The organism is Enterobacter sp. BIDMC 26, from assembly GCF_000534435.1.
GTDB classification, from domain to species: domain Bacteria; phylum Pseudomonadota; class Gammaproteobacteria; order Enterobacterales; family Enterobacteriaceae; genus Enterobacter; species Enterobacter ludwigii.
Genome location: NZ_KI973182.1, coordinates 4,025,752 through 4,046,904, shown reverse-complemented (window position 1 = coordinate 4,046,904; position 21,153 = coordinate 4,025,752). Strand labels below are relative to the sequence as shown.

At 56.9% G+C, this 21,153-nt stretch carries 21 protein-coding genes and 1 other annotated feature; of the genes, 5 read left to right on the top strand and 16 right to left on the bottom strand.

The window, feature by feature from the left end:
* Positions 1-53: 53 nt before the first annotated feature.
* Complete coding sequence (gene dsdC / locus L462_RS04445) at positions 54-980, bottom strand: DNA-binding transcriptional regulator DsdC (protein ID WP_025206531.1); 927 nt, start codon at positions 978-980, stop codon at positions 54-56.
* Between the two features lie 204 nt (positions 981-1,184).
* Here dsdC and dsdX point away from each other — a divergent pair, with 204 nt between their 5' ends.
* Entirely contained in the window at positions 1,185-2,522 is a 1,338-nt protein-coding gene (dsdX, locus tag L462_RS04450) for a D-serine transporter DsdX (protein ID WP_014167979.1), read from the top strand.
* 17 nt (positions 2,523-2,539) lie between these two features.
* A complete protein-coding gene (gene dsdA / locus L462_RS04455) occupies positions 2,540-3,832 on the top strand; it encodes a D-serine ammonia-lyase (RefSeq protein ID WP_032679293.1) in 1,293 nt (430 codons plus the stop codon).
* Here dsdA and L462_RS04460 read toward each other — a convergent pair.
* The 4 genes from L462_RS04460 to L462_RS04475 all read right to left on the bottom strand — a co-directional run bounded on the left by L462_RS04460 (position 3,816) and on the right by L462_RS04475 (position 7,533).
* Positions 3,816-4,163 (bottom strand): DUF202 domain-containing protein, encoded by a 348-nt coding sequence (locus L462_RS04460; protein ID WP_014167977.1) that lies wholly within the window; start codon positions 4,161-4,163, stop codon positions 3,816-3,818. The genes dsdA and L462_RS04460 overlap by 17 nt on opposite strands.
* Complete coding sequence (locus L462_RS04465; RefSeq protein ID WP_020882741.1) at positions 4,153-4,500, bottom strand: YidH family protein; 348 nt, start codon at positions 4,498-4,500, stop codon at positions 4,153-4,155. Before L462_RS04465 ends, L462_RS04460 begins: the two co-directional genes overlap by 11 nt.
* A 91-nt stretch (positions 4,501-4,591) precedes the next feature.
* A complete protein-coding gene (locus L462_RS04470) occupies positions 4,592-5,914 on the bottom strand; it encodes a 6-phospho-alpha-glucosidase (RefSeq protein ID WP_032679292.1) in 1,323 nt (440 codons plus the stop codon).
* Complete coding sequence (locus L462_RS04475) at positions 5,911-7,533, bottom strand: alpha-glucoside-specific PTS transporter subunit IIBC (protein ID WP_020882743.1); 1,623 nt, start codon at positions 7,531-7,533, stop codon at positions 5,911-5,913. Before L462_RS04475 ends, L462_RS04470 begins: the two co-directional genes overlap by 4 nt.
* Positions 7,534-7,756: 223 nt before the next feature.
* On the opposite strand from L462_RS04475, the gene L462_RS04480 reads away from it, so the two are divergent.
* Positions 7,757-8,503, top strand: coding sequence for a GntR family transcriptional regulator (locus L462_RS04480; RefSeq protein ID WP_014167973.1), 747 nt, complete (start codon positions 7,757-7,759; stop codon positions 8,501-8,503).
* Here L462_RS04480 and L462_RS04485 read toward each other — a convergent pair.
* The 3 genes from L462_RS04485 to ibpA form a co-directional block, all read right to left on the bottom strand.
* The gene (locus tag L462_RS04485) at positions 8,471-10,132 is read right to left on the bottom strand and encodes a putative transporter (protein ID WP_020882744.1); all 1,662 of its coding nucleotides are present in this window, start codon (positions 10,130-10,132) and stop codon (positions 8,471-8,473) included. The two genes, L462_RS04480 and L462_RS04485, sit on opposite strands and share 33 nt — an antisense overlap.
* A gap of 152 nt (positions 10,133-10,284) precedes the next feature.
* Positions 10,285-10,713 (bottom strand): small heat shock chaperone IbpB, encoded by a 429-nt coding sequence (gene ibpB / locus L462_RS04490; RefSeq protein ID WP_020882745.1) that lies wholly within the window; start codon positions 10,711-10,713, stop codon positions 10,285-10,287.
* Between the two features lie 136 nt (positions 10,714-10,849).
* The gene (gene ibpA, locus L462_RS04495) at positions 10,850-11,260 is read right to left on the bottom strand and encodes a small heat shock chaperone IbpA (RefSeq protein ID WP_008500162.1); all 411 of its coding nucleotides are present in this window, start codon (positions 11,258-11,260) and stop codon (positions 10,850-10,852) included.
* Positions 11,254-11,326, bottom strand: a sequence feature (ROSE (Repression Of Heat Shock gene Expression) occurs in the 5'-region of heat shock genes and acts as an RNA thermometer to modulate expression.). (Overlaps the previous gene by 7 nt.)
* Before the next feature lie 248 nt (positions 11,327-11,574).
* On the opposite strand from ibpA, the gene L462_RS04500 reads away from it, so the two are divergent.
* The gene (locus tag L462_RS04500; protein WP_025202651.1) at positions 11,575-11,892 is read left to right on the top strand and encodes a YceK/YidQ family lipoprotein; all 318 of its coding nucleotides are present in this window, start codon (positions 11,575-11,577) and stop codon (positions 11,890-11,892) included.
* Positions 11,893-11,902: 10 nt separating this feature from the next.
* Here the strand turns inward: L462_RS04500 and L462_RS04505 are convergent, their stop codons facing one another.
* From L462_RS04505 to L462_RS04540, 8 genes are all read right to left on the bottom strand, one after another.
* Positions 11,903-13,132 (bottom strand): DUF3748 domain-containing protein, encoded by a 1,230-nt coding sequence (locus tag L462_RS04505; protein ID WP_172425387.1) that lies wholly within the window; start codon positions 13,130-13,132, stop codon positions 11,903-11,905.
* Between the two features lie 51 nt (positions 13,133-13,183).
* Positions 13,184-14,521, bottom strand: a complete 1,338-nt coding sequence (locus L462_RS04510) for an MFS transporter (protein ID WP_080271857.1) — start codon at positions 14,519-14,521, stop codon at positions 13,184-13,186.
* A gap of 74 nt (positions 14,522-14,595) precedes the next feature.
* Positions 14,596-15,744, bottom strand: a complete 1,149-nt coding sequence (dgoD, locus tag L462_RS04515) for a galactonate dehydratase (RefSeq protein ID WP_014167964.1) — start codon at positions 15,742-15,744, stop codon at positions 14,596-14,598.
* Positions 15,741-16,358: a 2-dehydro-3-deoxy-6-phosphogalactonate aldolase gene (locus tag L462_RS04520; protein WP_014167963.1), complete on the bottom strand. Its 618-nt coding sequence runs from the start codon at positions 16,356-16,358 to the stop codon at positions 15,741-15,743. The genes dgoD and L462_RS04520 overlap by 4 nt, the downstream gene beginning before the upstream one ends.
* Positions 16,342-17,220: a 2-dehydro-3-deoxygalactonokinase gene (locus L462_RS04525; protein WP_032679290.1), complete on the bottom strand. Its 879-nt coding sequence runs from the start codon at positions 17,218-17,220 to the stop codon at positions 16,342-16,344. The genes L462_RS04520 and L462_RS04525 overlap by 17 nt, the downstream gene beginning before the upstream one ends.
* Positions 17,217-17,906, bottom strand: coding sequence for a D-galactonate utilization transcriptional regulator DgoR (gene dgoR, locus L462_RS04530; protein ID WP_006177594.1), 690 nt, complete (start codon positions 17,904-17,906; stop codon positions 17,217-17,219). Before dgoR ends, L462_RS04525 begins: the two co-directional genes overlap by 4 nt.
* 226 nt (positions 17,907-18,132) lie before the next feature.
* Complete coding sequence (gene yidA, locus L462_RS04535; RefSeq protein WP_032679289.1) at positions 18,133-18,945, bottom strand: sugar-phosphatase; 813 nt, start codon at positions 18,943-18,945, stop codon at positions 18,133-18,135.
* Between the two features lie 113 nt (positions 18,946-19,058).
* Complete coding sequence (locus L462_RS04540) at positions 19,059-20,084, bottom strand: zinc-dependent alcohol dehydrogenase family protein (protein ID WP_032679288.1); 1,026 nt, start codon at positions 20,082-20,084, stop codon at positions 19,059-19,061.
* 109 nt (positions 20,085-20,193) lie between these two features.
* Here L462_RS04540 and L462_RS04545 point away from each other — a divergent pair, with 109 nt between their 5' ends.
* Complete coding sequence (locus tag L462_RS04545) at positions 20,194-21,141, top strand: LysR family transcriptional regulator (protein WP_032679287.1); 948 nt, start codon at positions 20,194-20,196, stop codon at positions 21,139-21,141.
* The last annotated feature ends 12 nt before the right edge of the window (positions 21,142-21,153 follow it).

Genomic DNA, 21,153 nt, shown 5'->3' with positions numbered 1-21,153 from the left:
TGTATTTAGCACGCTTTTTCACATTTGGTGTAGCGCCAAAGCGTAATAATTCTTCAGCCAGCCAGTTCTCTCAGCCAGCTAATAAAGGCATCTATTTTCGGCCACTGTCGTCCTGGCAGGGTCGACATGTAGTAATGCTGATGGCATTTAAGCGTTTTCTCCCCAAACGGTGCAATCAACTCACCGCGTTCGAGCCGCTTTTGTACCAGCCGTTTTCGCCCCATCGCGACCCCGACATGGTTCATTGCCGCGACAATCGCTAAATCAGAACGATCGAAGCCAATGCCCGATGATGATGGCATGTTCACTGCAAAATGTGCCGCCCAGCTGAGCCATTCGTCGGTACCGGAATCGTTGCTCCAGGCCTGGCGATCGTGCAGGAGCGTACAGTGGCTGAGGTGGGCGGGGTTTTTCAGCAGGTCATGTTCCCGGGCATACGCCGGCGAGCAGACGGGTAAAATCGCCTCGTCCATCAGGAAGTGATGCGTCAAATTGGCTGGCGGCGTATCGTCGAAATAGAGCGCCAGATCGATACCGGTTCGCTGCATATTGACGTTTTCATTGCCGGTCAGGATGGTCAGCGAGATCGCGGGATAACGCCGGGTGAAATCTCCGAGCATAGGCACCAGCCAGCACTGGGCAATCGACGGGCGAGAGTAAACCGTCAACGTGCCGGACAGCGCCTGGTTCTTGATATCCAGGATCTCCTGGTTCAACGTATCCAGCGACGATTTCAGCGTCCAGTAGACGCGTTTCCCCTCCTGCGTCAGCTCCACTTTACGGTGGGAGCGGACAAACAGCGCTATCCCTAACTCCTCTTCCAGCAGGTTGATACGGTGACTCACCGCACTGGGGCTGAGCGACAGCTCCTCCGCCGCCAGCGCGAAGGACTCATGGCGGGCGGCCACTTCAAACGTATACATTTTTGACAGCTGCCAGCCGTTTAACAGCCGGTTTCGGCCTTCATTTGCGTCATTCATCGCACTTCTCACACGGACTTTTGCTGCTCAGAATACCGCTCAAAGTTGAATTTATGTGAAGCAAATACGCATTAAGTGCACTTTTTTGAGACCAGTCACGTGTTTGATCCAATCTGGCTCATCTGAAAGGCAATTTATATCGTTTGTCAGCACCCGCTGATTTTTCGTCCAATACCCGTAAATAACATAAGGGTGAGGTGAGATATGGGTGCTCAGGTCTGGGTTGTGGCGACGCTGCTCATCAGCATCGCGTTAATCGTATTAACTATCGTAAAACTGAAGTTTCACCCGTTCCTGGCGTTGCTGCTGGCGAGCTTTTTTGTCGGTGCCATGATGGGAATGCGCCCGCTGGACATGGTAAATGCCATTGAAAGCGGTATTGGCGGCACGCTCGGCTTCCTGGCGGCGGTGATTGGGCTTGGCACCATCCTCGGCAAGATGATGGAGGTGTCCGGTGCGGCAGAACGCATTGGGATAGCGCTTCAGCGTTGCCGCTGGCTGTCAGCCGATGTCATCATGGTACTGGTGGGGCTTATCTGCGGCATTACGCTGTTTGTTGAAGTCGGCGTCGTCCTGCTGATCCCGCTGGCCTTCTCCATCGCCAAAAAGACCCATACCTCGCTGCTGAAGCTGGCCATTCCCCTCTGTACCGCGCTGATGGCGGTGCACTGTGTGGTTCCGCCGCACCCGGCTGCCCTGTTTGTCACGAATAAGCTGGGGGCGGACGTGGGGACGGTTATCGTCTACGGTCTGATGGTTGGCCTGCTGGCCTCACTGGTTGGCGGCCCGCTGTTCCTGAAATTGCTGGGCGATCGCCTGCCCTTCAAAGCCGTCCCGGCTGAATTTTCTGACCTCAATGTTCGTGAAGAACATACGCTGCCCTCGCTGGGAGCCACGCTGTTTACCGTGCTGCTGCCCATTGGCCTGATGCTGGTGAAGACCCTCGCCGAGCTGAATATGGCAAGAGAAGGCACGCTGTATACGCTGCTGGAATTTATCGGTAACCCGATCACCGCCATGTTCATCGCCGTGTTCGTCGCCTATTACCTGCTGGGGCTGCGCCAGCATATGGGGATGGGTACGATGCTGACCCATACCGAGCATGGCTTTGGCGCCATCGCCAACATTCTGTTGATTATCGGCGCGGGCGGCGCGTTTAACGCCATCCTCAAAACCAGCGGCCTGGCCGATACCCTGGCGCACATTCTGTCGAACCTGAATATGCACCCGATCCTGCTCGCGTGGCTGGTGGCGCTGGTTCTGCACGCGGCGGTGGGGTCGGCCACGGTGGCGATGATGGGCGCAACCGCCATCGTCGCACCCATGCTGCCGCTCTATCCCAACGTCAGTCCGGAGATCATCACCATTGCCATCGGTTCCGGTGCCATTGGCTGCACGATCGTGACCGATTCCCTCTTCTGGCTGGTGAAGCAGTACTGCGGTGCCAGCCTGAACGAGACCCTGAAGTACTATACGACGGCGACGTTTATCGCCTCGGTACTTGCACTTGGCAGCACATTCCTGCTTTCTTTCATTATCTGAGCGCGAAGAGACGTACTATGGAAAACGCAACTATCAGCACCTTAACCGCACAGTTCCCTCTGATTGAGGATCTGATTGCCCTGAAAGAGACCACCTGGCTAAACCCACGCACCACCTCGCTTGCTGAAGGGTTGCCGTATGTCGGGCTGAGCAAAGCCGATGTGGACGATGCGCATGCACGCCTTAACCGCTTTGCGCCGTATCTGGCAAAAGCGTTCCCCGAAACGGCGGCCACGCAGGGGATTATCGAGTCCGAGCTGGTGGCTATCCCGGCGATGCAGAAAAGGCTGGAGAACGAATCGGGGGTGGCCATTCCCGGCACGCTGCTGCTGAAAAAAGACAGTCATCTGCCTATCTCTGGCTCCATCAAAGCGCGCGGGGGCATCTATGAAGTGCTGACTCACGCCGAAAAACTGGCGCTGGAAGCAGGGTTGCTGAGCGTCGAAGACGATTACAGCATCCTGCTGGAACCGCGTTTTAAAGCGTTCTTCAGCCAGTACAGTATCGCGGTGGGATCCACCGGCAACCTCGGGATGTCCATTGGCATCATGAGCGCGCGCATCGGCTTTCAGGTTACGGTGCACATGTCTGCCGATGCCCGTGAGTGGAAAAAAGCCAAACTGCGTAGCCACGGTGTTATCGTCGTTGAATATGAGCAGGATTACGGCGTGGCGGTGGAGCAAGGACGTAAGGCCGCGGAGAGCGATCCGAACTGTTTCTTTATCGACGATGAGAACTCCCGCACGCTGTTCCTCGGCTATGCGGTGGCAGGCGAGCGGCTAAAAGCGCAGTTTGCCGCGCAGGGCCGCGTGGTGGATGCGGAACATCCGCTGTACGTCTATTTGCCTTGTGGCGTCGGTGGCGGTCCTGGCGGCGTGGCGTTTGGCCTGAAGCTGGCCTTTGGCGATAACGTACACTGTTTCTTCGCCGAGCCGACGCACTCCCCGTGCATGCTGCTGGGGGTCTACACCGGGCTGCATGATGCCATCGCCGTGCAGGATCTGGGTATCGACAACGTGACGGCCGCCGACGGGCTGGCGGTTGGACGCGCGTCTGGCTTTGTGGGCCGGGCGATGGAGCGGCTGCTTGACGGGTTCTATACCCTTTCCGATCAAAGCATGTACGACATGCTCGGCTGGCTGGCGCAGGAAGAAGGCATTCGCCTTGAGCCGTCGGCGCTGGCGGGCATGGCCGGGCCGCTGCGTGTTCCTGTCGCATCCGCGAACGCGACCTATCTGGTCTGGGCAACCGGCGGCGGAATGGTGCCGGAAGACGAGATGGCGAAGTACCTGGCTAAAGGGAAAAAATAAACTGCAGATGGGTGACCGCAAACAGCAGTGACAACGACAGCACCGCGAGGGCGATCAGGAACTTATCGCGCACCGCCTTCGGCTGTACAAAATCGTCCTGCGTCACATCCATTACGTTGCGACTGCGGGTATAGCGCCACAAAACGATCGCCACAAGCGCCAGCACGACCAGTGAGATCCAGAATGGCACGCCTGTGCGATGCCAGTTGTGCTTGATGGCGAGGGCAATCAGCGCGCCATACCCCAGTAACGTACGCAGCCAGGCCAGCGACGTCCGCTCCGGCTGCAGGCCGGGGTCGGCTTCGCGTCGCGCTTTGCGGTTATCCACCATACAACACCAGCACCATCACCACGCCCGCTACCGCCAGCAAAATCATGCTGATGATGAGTAACCCACGCGTATAGGGGAGATCCTGCTTGAGCCGCATCGCCTTTTCGTTACGCAGCCAGCGCAGGTAGCCGTAAATGGCCAGCACGCCGGCAAACAGGCACAGCAGCAACGCCAGCACTTCGCGGATCAGCGGCGTGGCAAAATCAGGCGCGAGCTGGTCAAGCCCCACACCCGCGGCGAGAAAGCCCAACGCGGTGCGGATCCATGCGAGGAACGTACGCTCATTAGCCAGCGAGAAGCGGTAGTCAGGGGCTTCACCGAGGCGGGAAATTTTCATGAAGATTCCTTGTCTGCTACAGGCAGGTTCCAGCATAGCGTAAATCGACAAGGACAAGGAGACCGGCATCGGGCGATGCCGGTCAGGACGATTAATGCAGCGCTGGCCAGTACGCTTTGTTGGCCTCGATCAGATCATCCAGAATCGCTTTCGCAACGGAGGCGCTCGGCACCGTTTTCGACAGCGTAATCGCCTGCCACAATTTCTGGTACGAGCGCTGCTCCCAGGCATCCACTACCAGTTTTTCCACCGCTACCTGTTGGCTCATCAACCCTTTCTGGAAGTGTGGAATATCGCCCACCGTTAACGGCTCCGGCCCGTTATGACCAACCAGGCACGGAATTTCTACCATCGCGTCGGCATCAAAGTTATGAATGGCACCGTTGTTGGGCACAATCAGCAGCATGCGCTCCTGAGTGTTGAAGGCAATCGCAGTCGCCAGATCGACGATGTACGACGCATGTTCGTCGATTTCCAGCTCCCCGGCGGACGATACACCGGCTTCGATAATCGCCCGGCAGGCGCTGAACACATGCTTCTCACGGTGATCCATCACCTCGTTAGCGCGCGTGCGTTCCGGATTGGAGTGCGCGACCACGTAGTCCGGGAACAAGTAATATTTCAGATAGGTGTTTGGCATGGTGTCCGGATCCAGCGACTGCACATCTTTTGCCTTCGCGAACGTGTCGTTCCAGCTGGCTTCGGTATGAGCATTGTCAGAGGGCGGTACATAGCCGTTTTTCGCGACATATTCGCGCAGTTTCGGCATTAAATCATTGCCGTTTGCATCTTCAATGGATGTCCACCATCCGAAGTGGTTCAGCCCGTAGTAACGCACGCGCATCTCTTTACGGTCTTTAAGGCCGACTATCTGCGCCATACGCCCTTCAATGCCGATGGGCATATCGCAGATGTTGAGGATTTTGGCGTTGGGTCGCAGGCGACGGGTCGCTTCAGCCACGATGGCCGCCGGGTTCGAGTAGTTCAGCATCCACGCATTCGGGGAGTATTGCGTCATGTAATCGACCAGCTCCAGCACGCCGCCAATAGAGCGCATGCCGTAGGCGATCCCGCCGGGTCCGCAGGTCTCCTGACCCAGCACACCGTGACGCAGGGGGATTTTCTCGTCTTTTTCACGCATCGGGTATTTCCCCACGCGGATATGTGCCATCACAAAATCGACGTCGGTAAAGGCCGCTTCAGGATCGGTGGTGTAGCTAAACTCAATCTCCGGAGCCTGCTCTTTAAGGATGATCTTGCACGCCTCGGCGATGGTCTCCTGACGTGCGCCGTCGTTGTCATAGAATTTCAGCGCGCGCAGCGGAAAACGGTCGCGGTTGGCTAACAGCATCAGGACGATACCCGGCGTGAAGGTACTGCCGCCGCCTGCAATGACAACTGAGAATTTTTTCATGATATAGCCTCTGTCAGGGTAGTTTGTTCGTTTGTTGAAGGGGTTTTCATCAGCGATTCAAGCTGGTCTCGCACCTGAGGGACGTGCAGTCCAACAATCACCTGAATGCCGTTGCCGCGTCGCACCACACCGTGTGCGCCCAGGGCCTTAAAGACGTCGTCGCTTTGGGTTTGCGCCATGTCGACCAGCGCGATACGTAAGCGGGTGGCGCAGTTATTAATGCTTTCGATATTGGCCGCGCCGCCCAGCGCCTGCAGGAATCCGGCGGCTTGCCCAACCTGCTGGCTGGCGGCAGCCGGTGCGGTGGTTTGCCCGCGTGCCGCTTTATAATCCGCCTTGCTGTAAAGTTTGACTTCGCTCTCTTCACGGCCCGGGGTTTTAAGGTTCAGCCGTTCAATCAGCGTTTTGAAGACCACGAAATAGAGGCCGGTGAAGCAAAGACCGATACCCATCTGGGTGAATACCGTCGAGGCGTGGTTGTGGAACATGGGGATCCAGTTTTGCGGCAGGAACTGGTCCAGCAGTCCGCCGCCCATGTTGCCCACGACGCCGAAGATGTACATCACCGTCGCCATCGTGGCGGCCAGAACAGCGTGGACGGCAAACAGCAGCGGCGAAATGAACAGGAAGGTGAATTCCAGCGGCTCGGTAATGCCCACCAGCACGGCGGTCAGCGTGGCCGGGATCAGCAGGCCTGCCACTTTGACGCGGTTTTCCGGTGATGCGGTGTACCAGAGCGCCAGCGCAATCCCGACAGAGCCAAACACTTTGGCGTTGCCGTGAAGCGCAAAACCGCCTTCCGGGAACAGGGTTTTCAGCGGCAACGTGCTTTGGCTAAATTCCTGAAGATGCTGCGCCCAATAAACCTGGATGCCGCCCTCGACCGCTGCCGGGCCAAAGATAAACGGACCGTAGACAAAGTGGTGTAATCCGGTAGGGATCAGAATGCGTTCCAGGAAGGTATAAACCCACACCCCCAGCGCACCGGCAGAGCGTAAAAAGGCCTGCAGGGACTCAATGCCGAGCTGCACTTTCGGCCAGCCCATCAACGTCAGCCAGGCGCAGGGGATCATCACAAAGAAGGCGAGGATAACGACAAACGAGGTGCCCTGAAAAATCCCCAGGAAAACAGGCAGCTGCTTGTCGAAATAGCGGTTGTGGATGGCGGTGACAATCCCCGAAATCACAATCGCCCCAATGATGCTGGTATCGAGCGTTTTGATACCGGCAATCATGGCCAGTCCGCTGCCGGCAGTGGGCTCAGCGGCGAAGTCGACGCCAAAGAAATGACCCCATGTCATCCCCATCGCATTGATAAAGTAGTTCCAGGTCAGAAAACTGATCAGCACCGCCAGGCAGGCGCGGCCCTGCGCCTGCTTCGCCAGACCAATCGGTAAACCCACGGCAAAAATCAGCGGCATATTGCGAAACACCGCCCAGCCGCCCTCTTCAATGATGTGAACAATTTGCGCGAACAGATTATCGGGGGCGGTTAAGGCCTCGCCCACAAACAGCGGGTTGCGAAGCATGATGGCGATCCCGACCACGATCCCGGCAAAGGGAAATAACAACACCGGGGTAAACATGGCGCCGCCAAAACGTTGTATTTGACTGAGCATTTTTAAATCCTCACGTAACAACCTGTAGGGGGTAGAGGCCTTTATGATTTTTTGCTGGGCCTGAAGTGAGCATAAGAATTTACCCATGGGCGAACATGACGTGCCGCTGCGATTCGTGATCGCATTCATGGTTTTATTTTGACCAGTCAGGTCTACTTTTCGTTGTTAATATGGACATGTCAGGACGCAAGCCACGCGTTAATACGGGAAGAGAGGTCTACTGGTGATCTACAAATCTATCGCTGACAGGTTGCGGCTGCGGCTGAATTCGTCGGACTACAATATCGGGAGTCCGCTGCCGGGTGAGAAAGCGCTGGCGCAGGAGTTTGGCGTGGCGCGGATGACCATTCGGAAGGCGCTGGATCTGCTGGTGAACTGGGGGCTGGTTGAACGCCGACACGGTAGCGGGACATTCGTGGCGCGTAAAGATGTCCACCACGAAACCACCAATCTGACCGGGCTGGTGGAGGTGCTGCGCCAGCAGGGAAAAGAGGTGCAGAGCAAGGTGCTACAGTTCGAAGTGATGCCCGCTCCGCCCGCTATCGCCAGCCAGCTCCGCATTCAGGTGGATGAGCGCATCTACTTCTCGCGCCGGGTGCGTTATGTCGACGGAAAGCCCCTGATGCTGGAGGACAGCTTTATGCCCGTGAAGCTGTTCCGCACGCTTTCACTGGCACATCTGGAGGGGTCGAAGTTTGATTACATCGAGAAGGAGTGCGGGATAACCATCAGCGGCAACTACGAGAGCCTGACGCCGGTGCTGGCAGATAAACAGCTCGCCGGTTACCTGAACCTGCCGGAACAGACGCCGCTGCTGCGGATAACGTCTCTTTCCTACAGCGACAGCGGCGAATTTCTCAATTATTCCGTGATGTTCCGTAATACCCGTGATTACCAGGTGGACTACCATCTGCGGCGCATCCACCCGGACGATCTGCTAACTCATCCCCCAGAACAGCACCGCCAGTAGCTGCGGGGTAATAATGCGCAGGAACATCACCAGCGGGTAGACCGTGGCGTATGACAGCGCCGCCGCGCCGCTGGTGGCGTGCAGGTTGTTGGCAAAGGCCAGTGCGGGTGGGTCAGTCATTGATCCGGCGAGCATGCCGCAGAGCGTCAGATAGTTCATTTTGGCGAACATCCGCGCCAGGATCCCCATCGTCAGGAGCGGAATCGCCGTGATAAATATCCCGTAACCGACCCAGCTCATCCCCTCGCCCTTCACCAGGGTATCGATAAAATCGCCCCCGGATTTCAGGCCGACCACCGCCAGAAACAGCACAATCCCCAGCTCGCGCAGCGCCAGGTTGGCGCTCGGTGGCATAAACCAGTAGAGCTTACCGATACAGCCGATACGCCCGAGGATCAGCGCCATAATCAGCGGTCCGCCCGCCAGGCCCAGCTTGAGCGCAACCGGAAAACCCGGGACATACAGCGGAATGGAGCCAAGCAGCACCCCCAGCCCGATACCGATAAAGACCGGCAACATCTGCACCTGCTGCAGTTTTTGCTGGGCGTTACCCACCATGTCCGCTACCGCATCAATGGATGACGGGCGCCCAACCAGGTTCAGGATATCGCCGAACTGCAGGCTGGCTTCCGGGCTGGCGACCAGTTCCACCCCAGCACGGTTAAGACGGGAGATCACGACGTCATAGCGCTCTTTAACCTGCAAATCGCGTATTTTCTTGCCAAGCACGTGCTCGTTGGTCACCACGACGCGCTCTACGCGCATATCGGTGCCGCGCGTGGAGAGCGAGGTCTCCACCTCCTGACCAATCACCAGCCGCGCATTGTTTAAATCCCCGGGCTGTCCAACCAGGTGCAGCAGGTCACCCTGCTGAATAATGGTCCCGGGCGCAGGTACCATCAGCATATCGTCACGTTTAAGGCGTGAGCAGATAATATTGGCGCTGTTCAGGATCGGCACATCCTGAATCGCCATATTGTTAAGGTTGGGGTTATCGACGCGAATGTTGATGGTTTTGATCGGCATATGGCCGTTGGTGAGCGTGGTTTCGTGGTCTTTTGCCTCGTTTTCGACGTTAATGCGAAAGAGTACCCGCACCAGCCACATGGAGAGCAGAATGCCGCAAATCCCAAACGGATAGGCCATGGCGTAGCTCATCCCCATCTGGTCGACAATACCGGGAGAGATGCCAAGATCGCGCAAAATTTGCTGCCCTGCACCCAGTGCAGGCGTATTGGTGACCGCCCCGGAGAAAATACCCAGCACCACCGGCAGCGGAATATCGAAGAGCTTATGCAGAATGGCGGTGACCAGCCCTCCCATCACCACAATGCCGAAGGCAAACAGGTTCAGCCGTAATCCGGAGACCCGAAGGGAAGCGAAAAAGCCAGGCCCCACCTGAATACCAATGGTGTAGACGAAGAGGATCAGACCGAATTCCTGGATGAAATGGAGCATTTCGGCGCTGAGCACCAGCCCAAGCTGGTCGGCAAAATGGCCAACAAAAATCCCGCCGAACAGCACCCCGCCTATCCCAAATCCGACGCCGCGGATTTTAACATTGCCAATCCACAGACCCACCACTGCGACCAGGGCCAACACGCTAACGGTTAACGCGATATCACTCATGATCCACTTCCTGTGCATAACCTTAGTTATGCTACGGATTCTCTCAGAGCCGCACGCGGTTGTATGGGCGATGGCGCACAAAAAAGCCCTGCCGGGGCAGGGCGTTATCTTTTCATCCTTTCCCTGTGGGAGAGGCAACAACCCGCAGAGGGTTAACTGTTCAGCGCAGGACGCTCGCTAATGGCGATACGCTGCGGTGCAATGGCTTCCGGCACGTTGCGGGTCAGGTCGATATGCAGCAGCCCGTTGGTAAATGTCGCACCGGACACTTCCATATGGTCAGCCAGAGTAAAGCTCAGGCTAAACGGCTGATTAACCAGGCCCTGGTGCAGCCATTTGGTCTCGGTTTCTTGTTTTTCCGGCGTACCTTTCACGGTCAGGCGCGTGCCTTCGAGCTGAATATCCAGATCGTCCTGGCGGAACCCGGCCAGCGCAAGGGTGATGCGATAGTGGTTGTCATCGCTTTTTTCGATGTTGTACGGCGGAAACGTCTGTTGCTCGGTGGCGCTTTGCAGGGCATTAGCCAGTTTGTCAAAACCAATCCACTGACGCAGCAGGGGGGATAAATCGTAGTTACGCATACTAAATCTCCTTCTGAGAAGCGAGTTCGGCACAGTTTATTTTTGTGCGCAGTTGTTCCTGCAAATCCTCATGGATTCACATATGCTCCCATTACGGCAAGCAATTCTGGGTGGGCCGCTCGCGCGACCCGCATAATCAGTTGATCTCGATACGGCGCGGTTTTTTCTCTTCCGGAATCACCCGTTCCAGTTCGATAAACAGCAGGCCGTTGACCAGGTTCGCGCCTTTCACGTGAATGTTCTCGGCTAACTGGAACTTGCGTTCAAAGTTGCGCTCGGCGATACCCTGATAAAGGTAGGTGCGTTCTTTCTGCTCAGCCGTATGTGAACCTTTCACCACCAGCAGGTTGTCCTGCGCGGTGATCTCCAGTTCGTTCTCTGCAAAACCGGCGACGGCAATGGCGATGCGGTAGTGGTTTTCATCCACCAGTTCAACATTGTATGGAGGGTAGCCGTTGCTCTGGCTTTGGTTATTTTCTAAATGGTTAAACAGGCGGTCAAAACCAATTGCAGAACGGTATAGCGGGGAAAGATCGAAGTTACGCATAAATAAAAGCTCCTGAAATCAGCGAGAAATTGTAGCCTTCCACCATGGACAGGCCAGTGTGCCCCTGAACACCCCGCAGGCGTGTTCGTTATCGGGTTACATTCTTAAAATGGGTCTGGAACCGGTCTTTTCAAGCGCAGCGGGCGCACTTTTTTTTGCACTTTCGTGCATCTCGCTTAGACTGGGACAACAGCACAAAGGGTTAAATTGCGATGGCTGCCACAGTGCGGGGTTATCGGGCTATCCATTTTGAACGAGGCTCGCTATAACCCTGAGTTGCAGGTTTATGCAGTGCCATTAACGATGACTGAGTGATGATGAAAAATGTTCTGATAAAGCTGACGACGTTCAGCGGGGTTGTTTTACTTTGCGGGTGTTCGAGCGTGATGTCTCACACCGGCGGTAAAGAAGGAACATATCCGGGGACGCGTGCCAGCGCTGAGATGATCTCCGATGACGATACCAACTGGGGCACAAAATCCCTGGTCATCCTGGATATGCCGTTTACGGCTGTGGCCGATACGCTTTTGCTGCCGTGGGATATGTTCCGTAAGGACAGCTCCGTGCGCTCGCGGGTAGAGAAAAGCGAGCAGCAAAATCTGGCCACCAATTCCGTCATTCCGCCCGCTTAACGCCAACGCGTTAACGCTGCCCGGTTTCCGTTAGCCAAAGCTGACGGAAACCTTCTGTCTCTTCCATCCATGCAATAAAACGCCCGTCCGGGGAAAACACGACCGCATCACCAGACGGTGGATTGCCGTGATCGGACGTCAAAAACGTCACCTCTCCGGTTTGCGCATCACAGCAGGCAATCCGCTCTTCCAGCACAAATCCAAGACGGTGACCGGCTGGGTGCCAGGTAAATGCCGACTGAATGTCACTTTCGTTATGCGTCAACTGGCGTGGTTCGCCGCCTTCTGGAGCGATAAGCCACAGCTGCACAATGCCCTTATCATCACGCATCAGAAACGCAATCTGCGTCCCCTGCGGGTTACAGCGCACCCAGTGACGCGGCACGTTTACCAGCCCCGGGAATGCCCGCTGGTGGGTAAAGGTCAGCCGGCGCTGCATGACACCCGCCGGGGGCGCAGGCAGCGTCTCAGGAGTCCCCTGCAGCGGCGCATCGCCCGCGCGTTTCCATCCCTGCTCGTCGTTGGGCAGATCCACAATAAACAGTTCTGGCACTTTCTCGCCTGTCGCAGACACGGTATCGCCGATAAACGCCAGCCTGTCATTGCCCACCCAGCCCTCTTCATAGGCTCGGTTGATCTCATCGCTGCCGGGCTGAGGCGCGGGCGTCGTGCGGCTCACCAGCACGCTCCAGAAGGTGCCGGAATATTCACGTGGATGCGTCCCCTGCGGCATCACCGGGCCAAAAGGTACTGCGACGCCGACATTACGTAAATCGAGCTTCGGGTCACGCTCATGCAATACATGGTCGTTGTAGGTAAAGCTCACGAACTGTCCGTCAGGGCTAAAAACGTGCACGTGGCTGCCGCCACGCAGCGCGCCTGCGGTATAAGGCGGCGTGATATCCATGGCATCCAGGTTACTCACCTGACCGTTGTGTACAACCACGCCCTGACGATGATGAAAATCGTAGTGCCAGTCTGCATCCGGGTTTTCCGGGCCGTGGATAAAGACATATTTGTCCTGCTGCGGATGAACGGTCACCACGCCAACATGCGCGCCGTGACTGGTGCGATAGATCACCTCGACGTCACCCGTAATAACATTGACCCGCTCAATAGTTTCACCGGTAAACGATGCGCCGGACGGACGCACATCGTAGGCCAGCCACTGGCTGTCCGGCGTCCAGGTATTGATATTGGTAAGCTGGTGATGATGGGAGGCGAAGGTGATTTGTTTCATGGCGTTACCCTGATGCGCAGTTATCGCATCAGGGTAAAACATTGCGGGGAATTAGCCTACACGTTTGACGTCACCCACCAGCAGGATGTAGGAGAGCGCACCGAGCAAGGCCACTGCGGAGATATAGATCAGTGCCGGGCCAAAGCCATAGTCCTGAGCCAGATAACCGATGACCAGCGGAACCGTGATCCCCCCCAGTCCACCGACAAAGTTGAACACGCCCCCGGTCAGACCAATCAGGCGCATCGGGGCCAGCGAGGAGACCAGCGACCAGGTGATGGAGGCAAAACCGTTACCGAAGAACGCAATCGCCATCAGCGTCATAATCCAGACCGGATCGTTGGTGTAGTTTGCGCCCATGATGCAGGTGGAGATCAGCAGCCCGCAGATAATAGGCGTTTTACGCGCGACACCCAGCGAGAACCCTTTTTTCACCAGCCTGTCCGCCAGCCAGCCGGAAAGCAGCACACCAAAGAAGGCCGCAAGGAACGGTACGGTGGTCATAAAGCCCGCCTTCAGCGCGGTGATGCCTTTTTCCTGGGTCAGATAGTTCGGGAACCAGGTCAGGAAGAACCACAGCGTGGAGGTCACCGCGAACTGCCCCAGATAAACCCCCACCAGCTTGCGATGGAAAACCAGCTTCCAGTCGGCTTTAGTCAGCGGCTGACGCGCCTCTTTTTTCACCGGCGCATCGCCATCCACCAGGCCGCCACCGTCGCGGATATAGTCCAGTTCAGCTTTGCTGATACTTTTGGTGAGACGCGGCGGTTGATAGACCTTGAACCAGATCAACGACCAGATAATGCCGATCCCCCCGGTCACAATAAAGACCCAGTGCCAGCTCAGCAGTTCCTGGATCCAGATCAGCAGCGGCGTCAGGAATGCCAGGCCGACAAACTGCCCGGAGGTGTAGAACCCAACGGCCGAGGCGCGTTCATGCTCCGGGAACCAGCTGGTCACCATGCGGTTATTGGTCGGAAACGCCGGGGCTTCGAAAATCCCGGTGATCGCACGCAGGCCAATCAGCGACATCAGCCCGGTGGCAAAGCCCTGGAACAGGGTCGCCACAGACCAGCCGAAGATGGCAATGAAATAGGTCAGGCGCGAGCCGACGCGGTCAAGGAACCAGCCGCCGGGGATCTGGCACAGCGTATACAGCCAGGCAAACGCCGAAAAGACGTAGCCCATTTCCGCTTTGCTGATCCCAAACTCCTCCTGAATATGGGCTGAAGCCACGGCAAGGTTGGCGCGGTCAACGTAACAGATGACCACAGTAATAAAGATCATGACCAGCGTCAGGTAGCGCCGACGCCCGGTTTTTGCAGCAGTAACAGGAATATCCATCGCAATCTGTCTCCAGATTTTGGGCATAGCGAAGCCGCTCACCATGCCCTGTAATTTACAGAGGGTGTGTGTTTGTTATTGTTGAAATTACTTTTTAGTGGCGATGTGCTTTGGCTGAATTACCACTCAGCGACAGAGCCATCTTCATGACGCCATAACGGGTTGCGCCAGTCAGGCGCGTTTTTACTCAGCTCAATGACTTTGGCTTCGTCGATATCCACGCCAAGGCCCGGCTTCGTTAACGGTTTAAAGAAACCGCCTTCCATGCTGAAATCATCTTTGTTTTTCACAAAGTCGAGCAGTTCCGCGCCCTTGTTATAGTGAATGCCCATGCTCTGTTCCTGGAATACCGCGTTGCGCGAGACAAAGTCGACGTGCAGACAGGCTGCCAGTGCGATCGGCCCCAGCGGACAATGCGGTGCCAGCGCCACGTCGTAGGCTTCCGCCATCCCGGCGATTTTGTAGCATTCCGTGATGCCGCCGGCATGCGATAGATCCGGCTGCAATATCGCCAGGCCGCCAGCTTCCAGCACGCGTTTGAACTCGAAGCGCGAGAACATGCGCTCACCGGCGGCAATCGGGATATGCGTCTGTGCGGCCAGTTTCGGGTAGTACTCCGCCTGCTCGGCCAACACCGGCTCTTCGATAAACAGCGGACGGTACGGCTCCAGCTCTTTAATCAGCACTTTGGCCATCGGCGCGCTGACGCGACCGTGGAAGTCCAGGCCAAACTCAATCTCGTTACCGAACGCTTCACGGATCTGCGCCACGGTATTTACCGCGCGGTCTACCGCCCGTGCGTTGTCGATGACGCCCATCTCTTCGCAGCCGTTCAGTTTAAAGGTGTCAAAACCAATATTGCGCAGCTGCCTGATACCGTCGATCACTTCCGCGGGACGGTCGCCGCCTACCCAGCTGTAGGCTTTGATTTTGTCGCGCACCAGGCCGCCCATCAGCTGCCAGACCGGCGCATTCAGCACTTTGCCTTTGATGTCCCATAACGCCTGGTCGATACCGGCGATGGCGCTCATCAGAACCGGTCCGCCCCGGTAGAAACCCGCGCGGTACATCACCTGCCACAGGTCGTTGATGCGGGCAGGATCTTGTCCTGTCAGGTACTCGCCCAGCTCATGCACCGCCGCTTCCACGGTACGCGCACGCCCTTCAATGACCGGTTCGCCCCAGCCGACCACGCCTTCATCGGTTTCGATTTTCAGGAACAGCCAACGCGGCGGTAAACGGTACGTGGTGAGTTTGGTTATTTTCATTTCACTGCCTCTCGATACGCTTTCACAAATGCGGCCGCCTGCTGTGCGGTACGTTCGACGGATTGCCCGGCGCGATAGAGATCGCTGCCCAGACCCGCCCCGACACAACCTGCGTTGATCCACTGCGCCAGGTTTTCTGGCGTCACGCCCCCCACGGCAAAGACCGGTACGCTGGCGGGCAATACCGCTTTCAGCGCGCTGATATAGGCCGGACCAAAAGCCGATGACGGGAAAATTTTGAGCGACTGCGCGCCCGCATCGAGAGCCGCGAACGCTTCTGTTGCCGTTGCGCATCCCGGGCAGACGGTCATGCCGTAGCCCACTGCGCGGCGGATCACCTCAGGGTGAATATTCGGCGTCACAATCAGCCTGCAGCCCATCTGCGCAAGCTGGTCCACCTGCTCCGGTTGCAGAACGGTGCCAGCGCCAATCAGCGCCTTATCACCAAACGCGTCCACGACCGCCGGGATGCTCTTTTCCCACTCTGGGGAATTAAGCGGTATTTCCACGGCGTCAAAACCGGCGTCGATCGCTGCGCCTACGTGCGCTAAAACCTCGTCGGGCGTGACGCCGCGCAGGATAGCGATGAGGGGAAGATTAGTTTGCCACTGCATGAGCGATGCTCCTTATTCCTGCCTGAAATGCCGTGTCGCCTTCTACCGCTGCTACGTCCCGCCCGATGGCATTGAACGCCTGGCGGTAGCGAGAGGTCAGCGATGAACCCGCGACGAGGGTGATGGCCTGTTGCCCGGCGAACTGCTCGCTCAGGCTGGCGACTTCCGCGCCAATCAACAGGCCCGATAAAAATTCGCTGACCTGCGTACGGGGAAGCGTGCCCAGTACATGCGAAGCGCGAACTTCAAAAAGTTGCGGCAAAACGGCAGGGCTGGCGATACCCCGCTCCAGCCCGGCGGCAAAGGCCTCGGACGAAGCGTCCTGCTCCGGCAACCCCGCGCCCACCAGCGAATGCGTCAGCAGCAAGTGGTGCAGCTCACCGGTCATCACGGTGCGAAAATCGTGGATGTGCTCAGCGTCGGCCTGCACCCATTTACAGTGCGTGCCGGGCATGACGTAGACAGAAGAAGGAGAGAGCGTGCGCGCGCCAAGGAGCTGGGTCTCTTCGCCGCGCATCACATTGTGGTTATCGTTCCGGGAAACGCACAATCCTGGAATAATCCAGATATTGTCACCAACGGACGTTAACTGCTCGCCAATGGCAGCGAACGCGGCAGGTACGGGCAGATAAGGCGCGACCTTCCACCCCACGTTACTGCCCACCATGCCCGCCATGACCACCGGCGTGGCGCCCTCGCGCCAGTTGTGTGTCACCTCTGCTAACACCGCCTCGGGGGATTTACCGTTCAGGCGCGTCACGCCTGCTTCTGATTGCCTGCTTTCCAGGCACTGCTCGCCCTGATACAGCCAGGCGCGCAGATTGGTCGATCCCCAGTCAATAGCGATGTAGCGAGATGTCATGTGATTTCCTTCAACCTTCGTGTCGAGCTGGCGATCATCGTAAGTGCCGCCTGCTCTGCCGCGTCGCCGTCCTGATGCCGGATAGCATCGAACAGCGCTTTATGTTCCTGGAGCGTTTTTGGCATGTTGGCCTCATCGCCCATCCAGGTTCGTTCAAATACCGCGCGCTGTAGCGAGCTGATGGCAACGCTAAGCTGCTGTAATACCGGGTTATGAACCGACTGCAGCACCGCTTCGTGATAGCGGATGTCCGCTTCGTTGAACGCATCCCGGTTCTGGTTATTGGCAATCATGTCGTTCAGGGCGGACTCAATCTGAGCCAGGTCTCCTGACGTTGCACGTTCCGCAGCCCAACGGGCGATGGCCGGCTCTACCAGGTTTCGTACCTCACTCATCGCGCCAATCAGCCTTGGGTCGTAGTCGTTTTCCAGCACCCACTGCAGGACATCGGTGTCGAGGTAGTTCCACTGATTACGCGGGGCGACAAAGGCGCCGCGGTAGCGCTTCATTTCAATCAGCCGCTTTGCCATGAGCGAGCGAAACACTTCCCGAATGATGTTGCGCGAGGTTTCAAACTCCTCACACAGCTCTGCCTCAGCAGGCAGCGGTGAACCGGGAACGTACTTTCCACCCACGATCTGGGTGCCCAGCGTGATGACGATGCGATCGGTTTTATTGAGAGTCATGGAGAGTCCTTATGCTCTGTATGTTCAGGACTACTTTACCTCGACCGCTGAATTTCGCCTCACTTTTGCAGTACAAACGTGACGCCTTTCGTCATTACCGTGGCTGTAATGTAGTACAATAAATTAATATTGTACTACAATACAGATCACAAAAAGAACAATTCGATAAATTCAGCGCAAAAAAAAGCCCCGGTTGATAACCGAGGCTGATGAGCGTGAAACGCTGTTACTGCAGAACAAATTTCTCGATCGCGTAGGCAACGCCGTCTTCGAGGTTAGATTTGGTCACGAAATTGGCCACGTCTTTCACCGACGGGATCGCATTGTCCATTGCCACACCCATGCCCGCATATTCAATCATCGCAATGTCGTTTTCCTGATCGCCCAGCGCCATGATCTCGTCCGGTTTGATGCCAAGCGTATCTGCCAGCGATTTCACACCTGTGCCTTTATTAACGCGTTTATCCAGGATTTCGAGGAAGTACGGCGCACTTTTCAGCACGGTGTATTTCTCTTTTACCTCAGCCGGAATGCGCGCAATCGCTTTATCCAGGATGTCAGGCTCATCAATCATCATCACTTTCAGGAACTGGGTGCTCGGATCCATTTTCTCAGCTTCGCAGAACACCAGTGGGATCGTCGCGACATAGGATTCATGTACGGTGTAATAGCTGATATCACGGTTAGCGGTATAGAGCGTATTGCGATCGAGCGCGTGGAAATGGGAACCGACCTCGCGGGACAGTTTTTCCAGGAACAGGTAATCGTCATAGTTCAGCGCGGTTTGCGCCACCGTGCTGCCATCCGCCGCCTTCTGTACCAGCGCACCGTTATAGGTAATGCAGTAATCGCCCGGCTGATTCATGTGCAGCTCTTTCAGGTAGCTGTGCACGCCCGCATACGGACGACCGGTGGTCAGTACCACATTCACGCCTTTTGCGCGCGCAGCGGCAATCGCGTTTTTAACGGCTGGAGAAATAGTGTGGTCTGGCAGCAACAGCGTGCCGTCCATGTCGATAGCAATAAGTTTGATAGCCATAGGGTCCCCGGGATAAATGAGTGCTGCCTCATGCTAACGCGATTAAGCCCACAAAAATAGAGCTACATTGCGCAACAAAAGCCCCCTTTTACGCCTGTCCCGGGGATAACGGCTTACTCGCGGGTGAGGACTATTTTGCCAAAAGCACCGCGGTCGAGGTGTACAAGCGCCTCTTCAAGCTGGTTAAAACGGTAGCGGTGTTCAATCACCGGTTTCAGCCCCGTGACATCGACGGCGCGGACAAAATCTTCCAGCGCACGGCGGTGCCCGACACCAATCCCCTGAATCACAGGTGATTTCAGCAAGAGTTCGCTGGCAGGCAGCGAGATTTCACTCCCGGCCAACACGCCAATGACGGATATGCGCCCGTGAACGGCAACGGCCCGCAGGGAATGTCTCAGGTTCTCCCCGCCAAGGGTTTCAATAATATGGTCGATACCGCGATCCTGCGTCAGCGCGTAAATCTCGTCAGCCCAGTTCCCTTTAAGCCGGTTGATGCCCCGATCGGCACCGAGCGTTTTAGCCAGCGCCAGTTTTTCATCACTGCCCGACGTCACAAAAACTTCTGCACCGTGTGCTTTGGCGATTTGCAACGCGAAGATTGCGACACCGCCTGTGCCTTGCACCAGCACCGACTGTCCGGCACGTAACTGTCCGCGCTCCACCAGTGCAAACCATGCGGTAAGCCCCGCGCAGGGTAAGGTGCTGGCCTCTGCGTCATCCAGCGTTTCCGGGGCGGCCACCAGCCAGTTTTCACGCATGATCACGTATTCAGACAGCATCCCCTGAAAGTAACCGCCCAGCGTCTGGTAGGGCAAATTGCGGGCGTCGCCTTTCGGTTTACCGTCTACCCACTCCGGAGAGAAGGTGGAGATGACGCGAGCACCGGGTTTAAAGCGGGTAACGCCTTCCCCCGTACTGTCCACCACGCCTGCCATGTCAGATGCCGGAGTAAACGGGAAGGAGAGCGCGATCGGCATGTTGCCTTCGATGACCATTTTATCGCGATAGTTGAGCGCAACAGCGTTCACCCGCACGCGCACTTCACCCGGGCCTGGCTGGGGAACAGGCGCCTGAGTGAGTCTGAGGTTTTCACGCCCAAGGGCGTCCATTGACCAGCGTTGCATCATCTCTGTCATCTTTTTCTCCTGTTATCAAATGCACTTCAGTACTGACAGTCTAACGTTGACTCATGGTCGCCAGTGGCGATACCTTTTCCCACTATTGATTCCTGAAGAACGACAATCCATGACCGATACGCTGAAGGATATTCCCGTTTTTGTCGCCGCCGTAGAGGCAGGCAGTTTTGCTCAGGCCGCGGTGCGTTTGCATTTGTCGCGCTCGGCGGTAGGGAAAAGCATTGCTCGCCTTGAAGCGCGGCTGGGGGTACGCCTGTTTCAGCGCACAACGCGTAGCCAAAGCCTGACCGATAACGGTGCCCTTTTTTATGAACGTTGCCTGCGAGCACTCCAGGAAATCCGTGGCGCGGAGTCGCTGCTGGAAACAGGGAAACATCAGGTGAGTGGCCGTCTGCGTGTTGCCATGCCGGTGCTGTTTGGCCGCCAGTGCATCGCCCCGCTGCTGATAGCCTTGACGCAGGAGCATCCTGCCCTTGAGCTGGAAATGTCATTCAGCGATCGCGTAGTGGATATCGTCGAGGAAGGGTTTGATATGGCGGTGCGAAACGGCGCACTGCCGGACAGCACCATGCTGGTCGCCAGACGCCTGGGGGAACACCGAATGGTGCTGTGCGCCGCGCCGGAGTACCTGAGGAATAACGGCCAGCCTGAAACCGTTGCCGATTTACGCCAGCATAAGACCATTAACTACCTGCGTGCCGGCAGGGTGTTACCGTGGGAACTGGCGGACCACGAAGGAATATCGCACACCCTAATTCCCCGCTCATCCCTCAATATGGACGATCTGCAGGCTATCTGCGACGCAGCGCTGGCCGGGCATGGTATTGCATGGTTACCCTGCTGGATGGTGCTCAAAGAGCTGCAGAATGGAAGGCTCATCCCACTCTTAAAACAGGCGCCGGATGTGCGTTTCGACGTTCACGCGGTCTGGCAGCAGACGCCGCATCTGCCCCTGCGAGTCAGGATTGCGGTCGACATGCTGGTCAGCCGGTTACCGTCAGTCCTGTCGCTGGAGCTGGATGCTGATAATTCTGCGCCCACAAAAAAGCCGCGCTAAACGCGCGGCCTC

Bases quoted from the DNA above. Each gene is read 5' to 3' on its own strand.
- dsdC (WP_025206531.1), bottom strand. From the start codon at position 980: ATGAATGACGCAAATGAAGGCCGAAACCGGCTGTTAAACGGCTGGCAG.
- L462_RS04485 (WP_020882744.1), bottom strand. From the start codon at position 10,132: ATGAGTGATATCGCGTTAACCGTTAGCGTGTTGGCCCTGGTCGCAGTG.
- L462_RS04525 (WP_032679290.1), bottom strand. From the start codon at position 17,220: ATGACATCTCGCTACATCGCTATTGACTGGGGATCGACCAATCTGCGC.
- dgoD (WP_014167964.1), bottom strand. From the start codon at position 15,744: ATGAAAATAACCAAACTCACCACGTACCGTTTACCGCCGCGTTGGCTG.
- ibpB (WP_020882745.1), bottom strand. From the start codon at position 10,713: ATGCGTAACTACGATTTATCCCCCCTGCTGCGTCAGTGGATTGGTTTT.
- L462_RS04465 (WP_020882741.1), bottom strand. From the start codon at position 4,500: ATGAAAATTTCCCGCCTCGGTGAAGCCCCTGACTACCGCTTCTCGCTG.
- L462_RS04505 (WP_172425387.1), bottom strand. From the start codon at position 13,132: ATGAAACAAATCACCTTCGCCTCCCATCATCACCAGCTTACCAATATC.
- yidA (WP_032679289.1), bottom strand. From the start codon at position 18,945: ATGGCTATCAAACTTATTGCTATCGACATGGACGGCACGCTGTTGCTG.
- L462_RS04540 (WP_032679288.1), bottom strand. From the start codon at position 20,084: ATGACAGAGATGATGCAACGCTGGTCAATGGACGCCCTTGGGCGTGAA.
- dsdA (WP_032679293.1), top strand. From the start codon at position 2,540: ATGGAAAACGCAACTATCAGCACCTTAACCGCACAGTTCCCTCTGATT.
- L462_RS04520 (WP_014167963.1), bottom strand. From the start codon at position 16,358: ATGCAGTGGCAAACTAATCTTCCCCTCATCGCTATCCTGCGCGGCGTC.
- L462_RS04475 (WP_020882743.1), bottom strand. From the start codon at position 7,533: ATGCTCAGTCAAATACAACGTTTTGGCGGCGCCATGTTTACCCCGGTG.
- L462_RS04460 (WP_014167977.1), bottom strand. From the start codon at position 4,163: ATGGTGGATAACCGCAAAGCGCGACGCGAAGCCGACCCCGGCCTGCAG.
- ibpA (WP_008500162.1), bottom strand. From the start codon at position 11,260: ATGCGTAACTTCGATCTTTCCCCGCTATACCGTTCTGCAATTGGTTTT.
- L462_RS04500 (WP_025202651.1), top strand. From the start codon at position 11,575: ATGATGAAAAATGTTCTGATAAAGCTGACGACGTTCAGCGGGGTTGTT.
- L462_RS04470 (WP_032679292.1), bottom strand. From the start codon at position 5,914: ATGAAAAAATTCTCAGTTGTCATTGCAGGCGGCGGCAGTACCTTCACG.
- L462_RS04510 (WP_080271857.1), bottom strand. From the start codon at position 14,521: ATGGTGAGCGGCTTCGCTATGCCCAAAATCTGGAGACAGATTGCGATG.
- dgoR (WP_006177594.1), bottom strand. From the start codon at position 17,906: ATGACTCTCAATAAAACCGATCGCATCGTCATCACGCTGGGCACCCAG.
- L462_RS04545 (WP_032679287.1), top strand. From the start codon at position 20,194: ATGACCGATACGCTGAAGGATATTCCCGTTTTTGTCGCCGCCGTAGAG.
- dsdX (WP_014167979.1), top strand. From the start codon at position 1,185: ATGGGTGCTCAGGTCTGGGTTGTGGCGACGCTGCTCATCAGCATCGCG.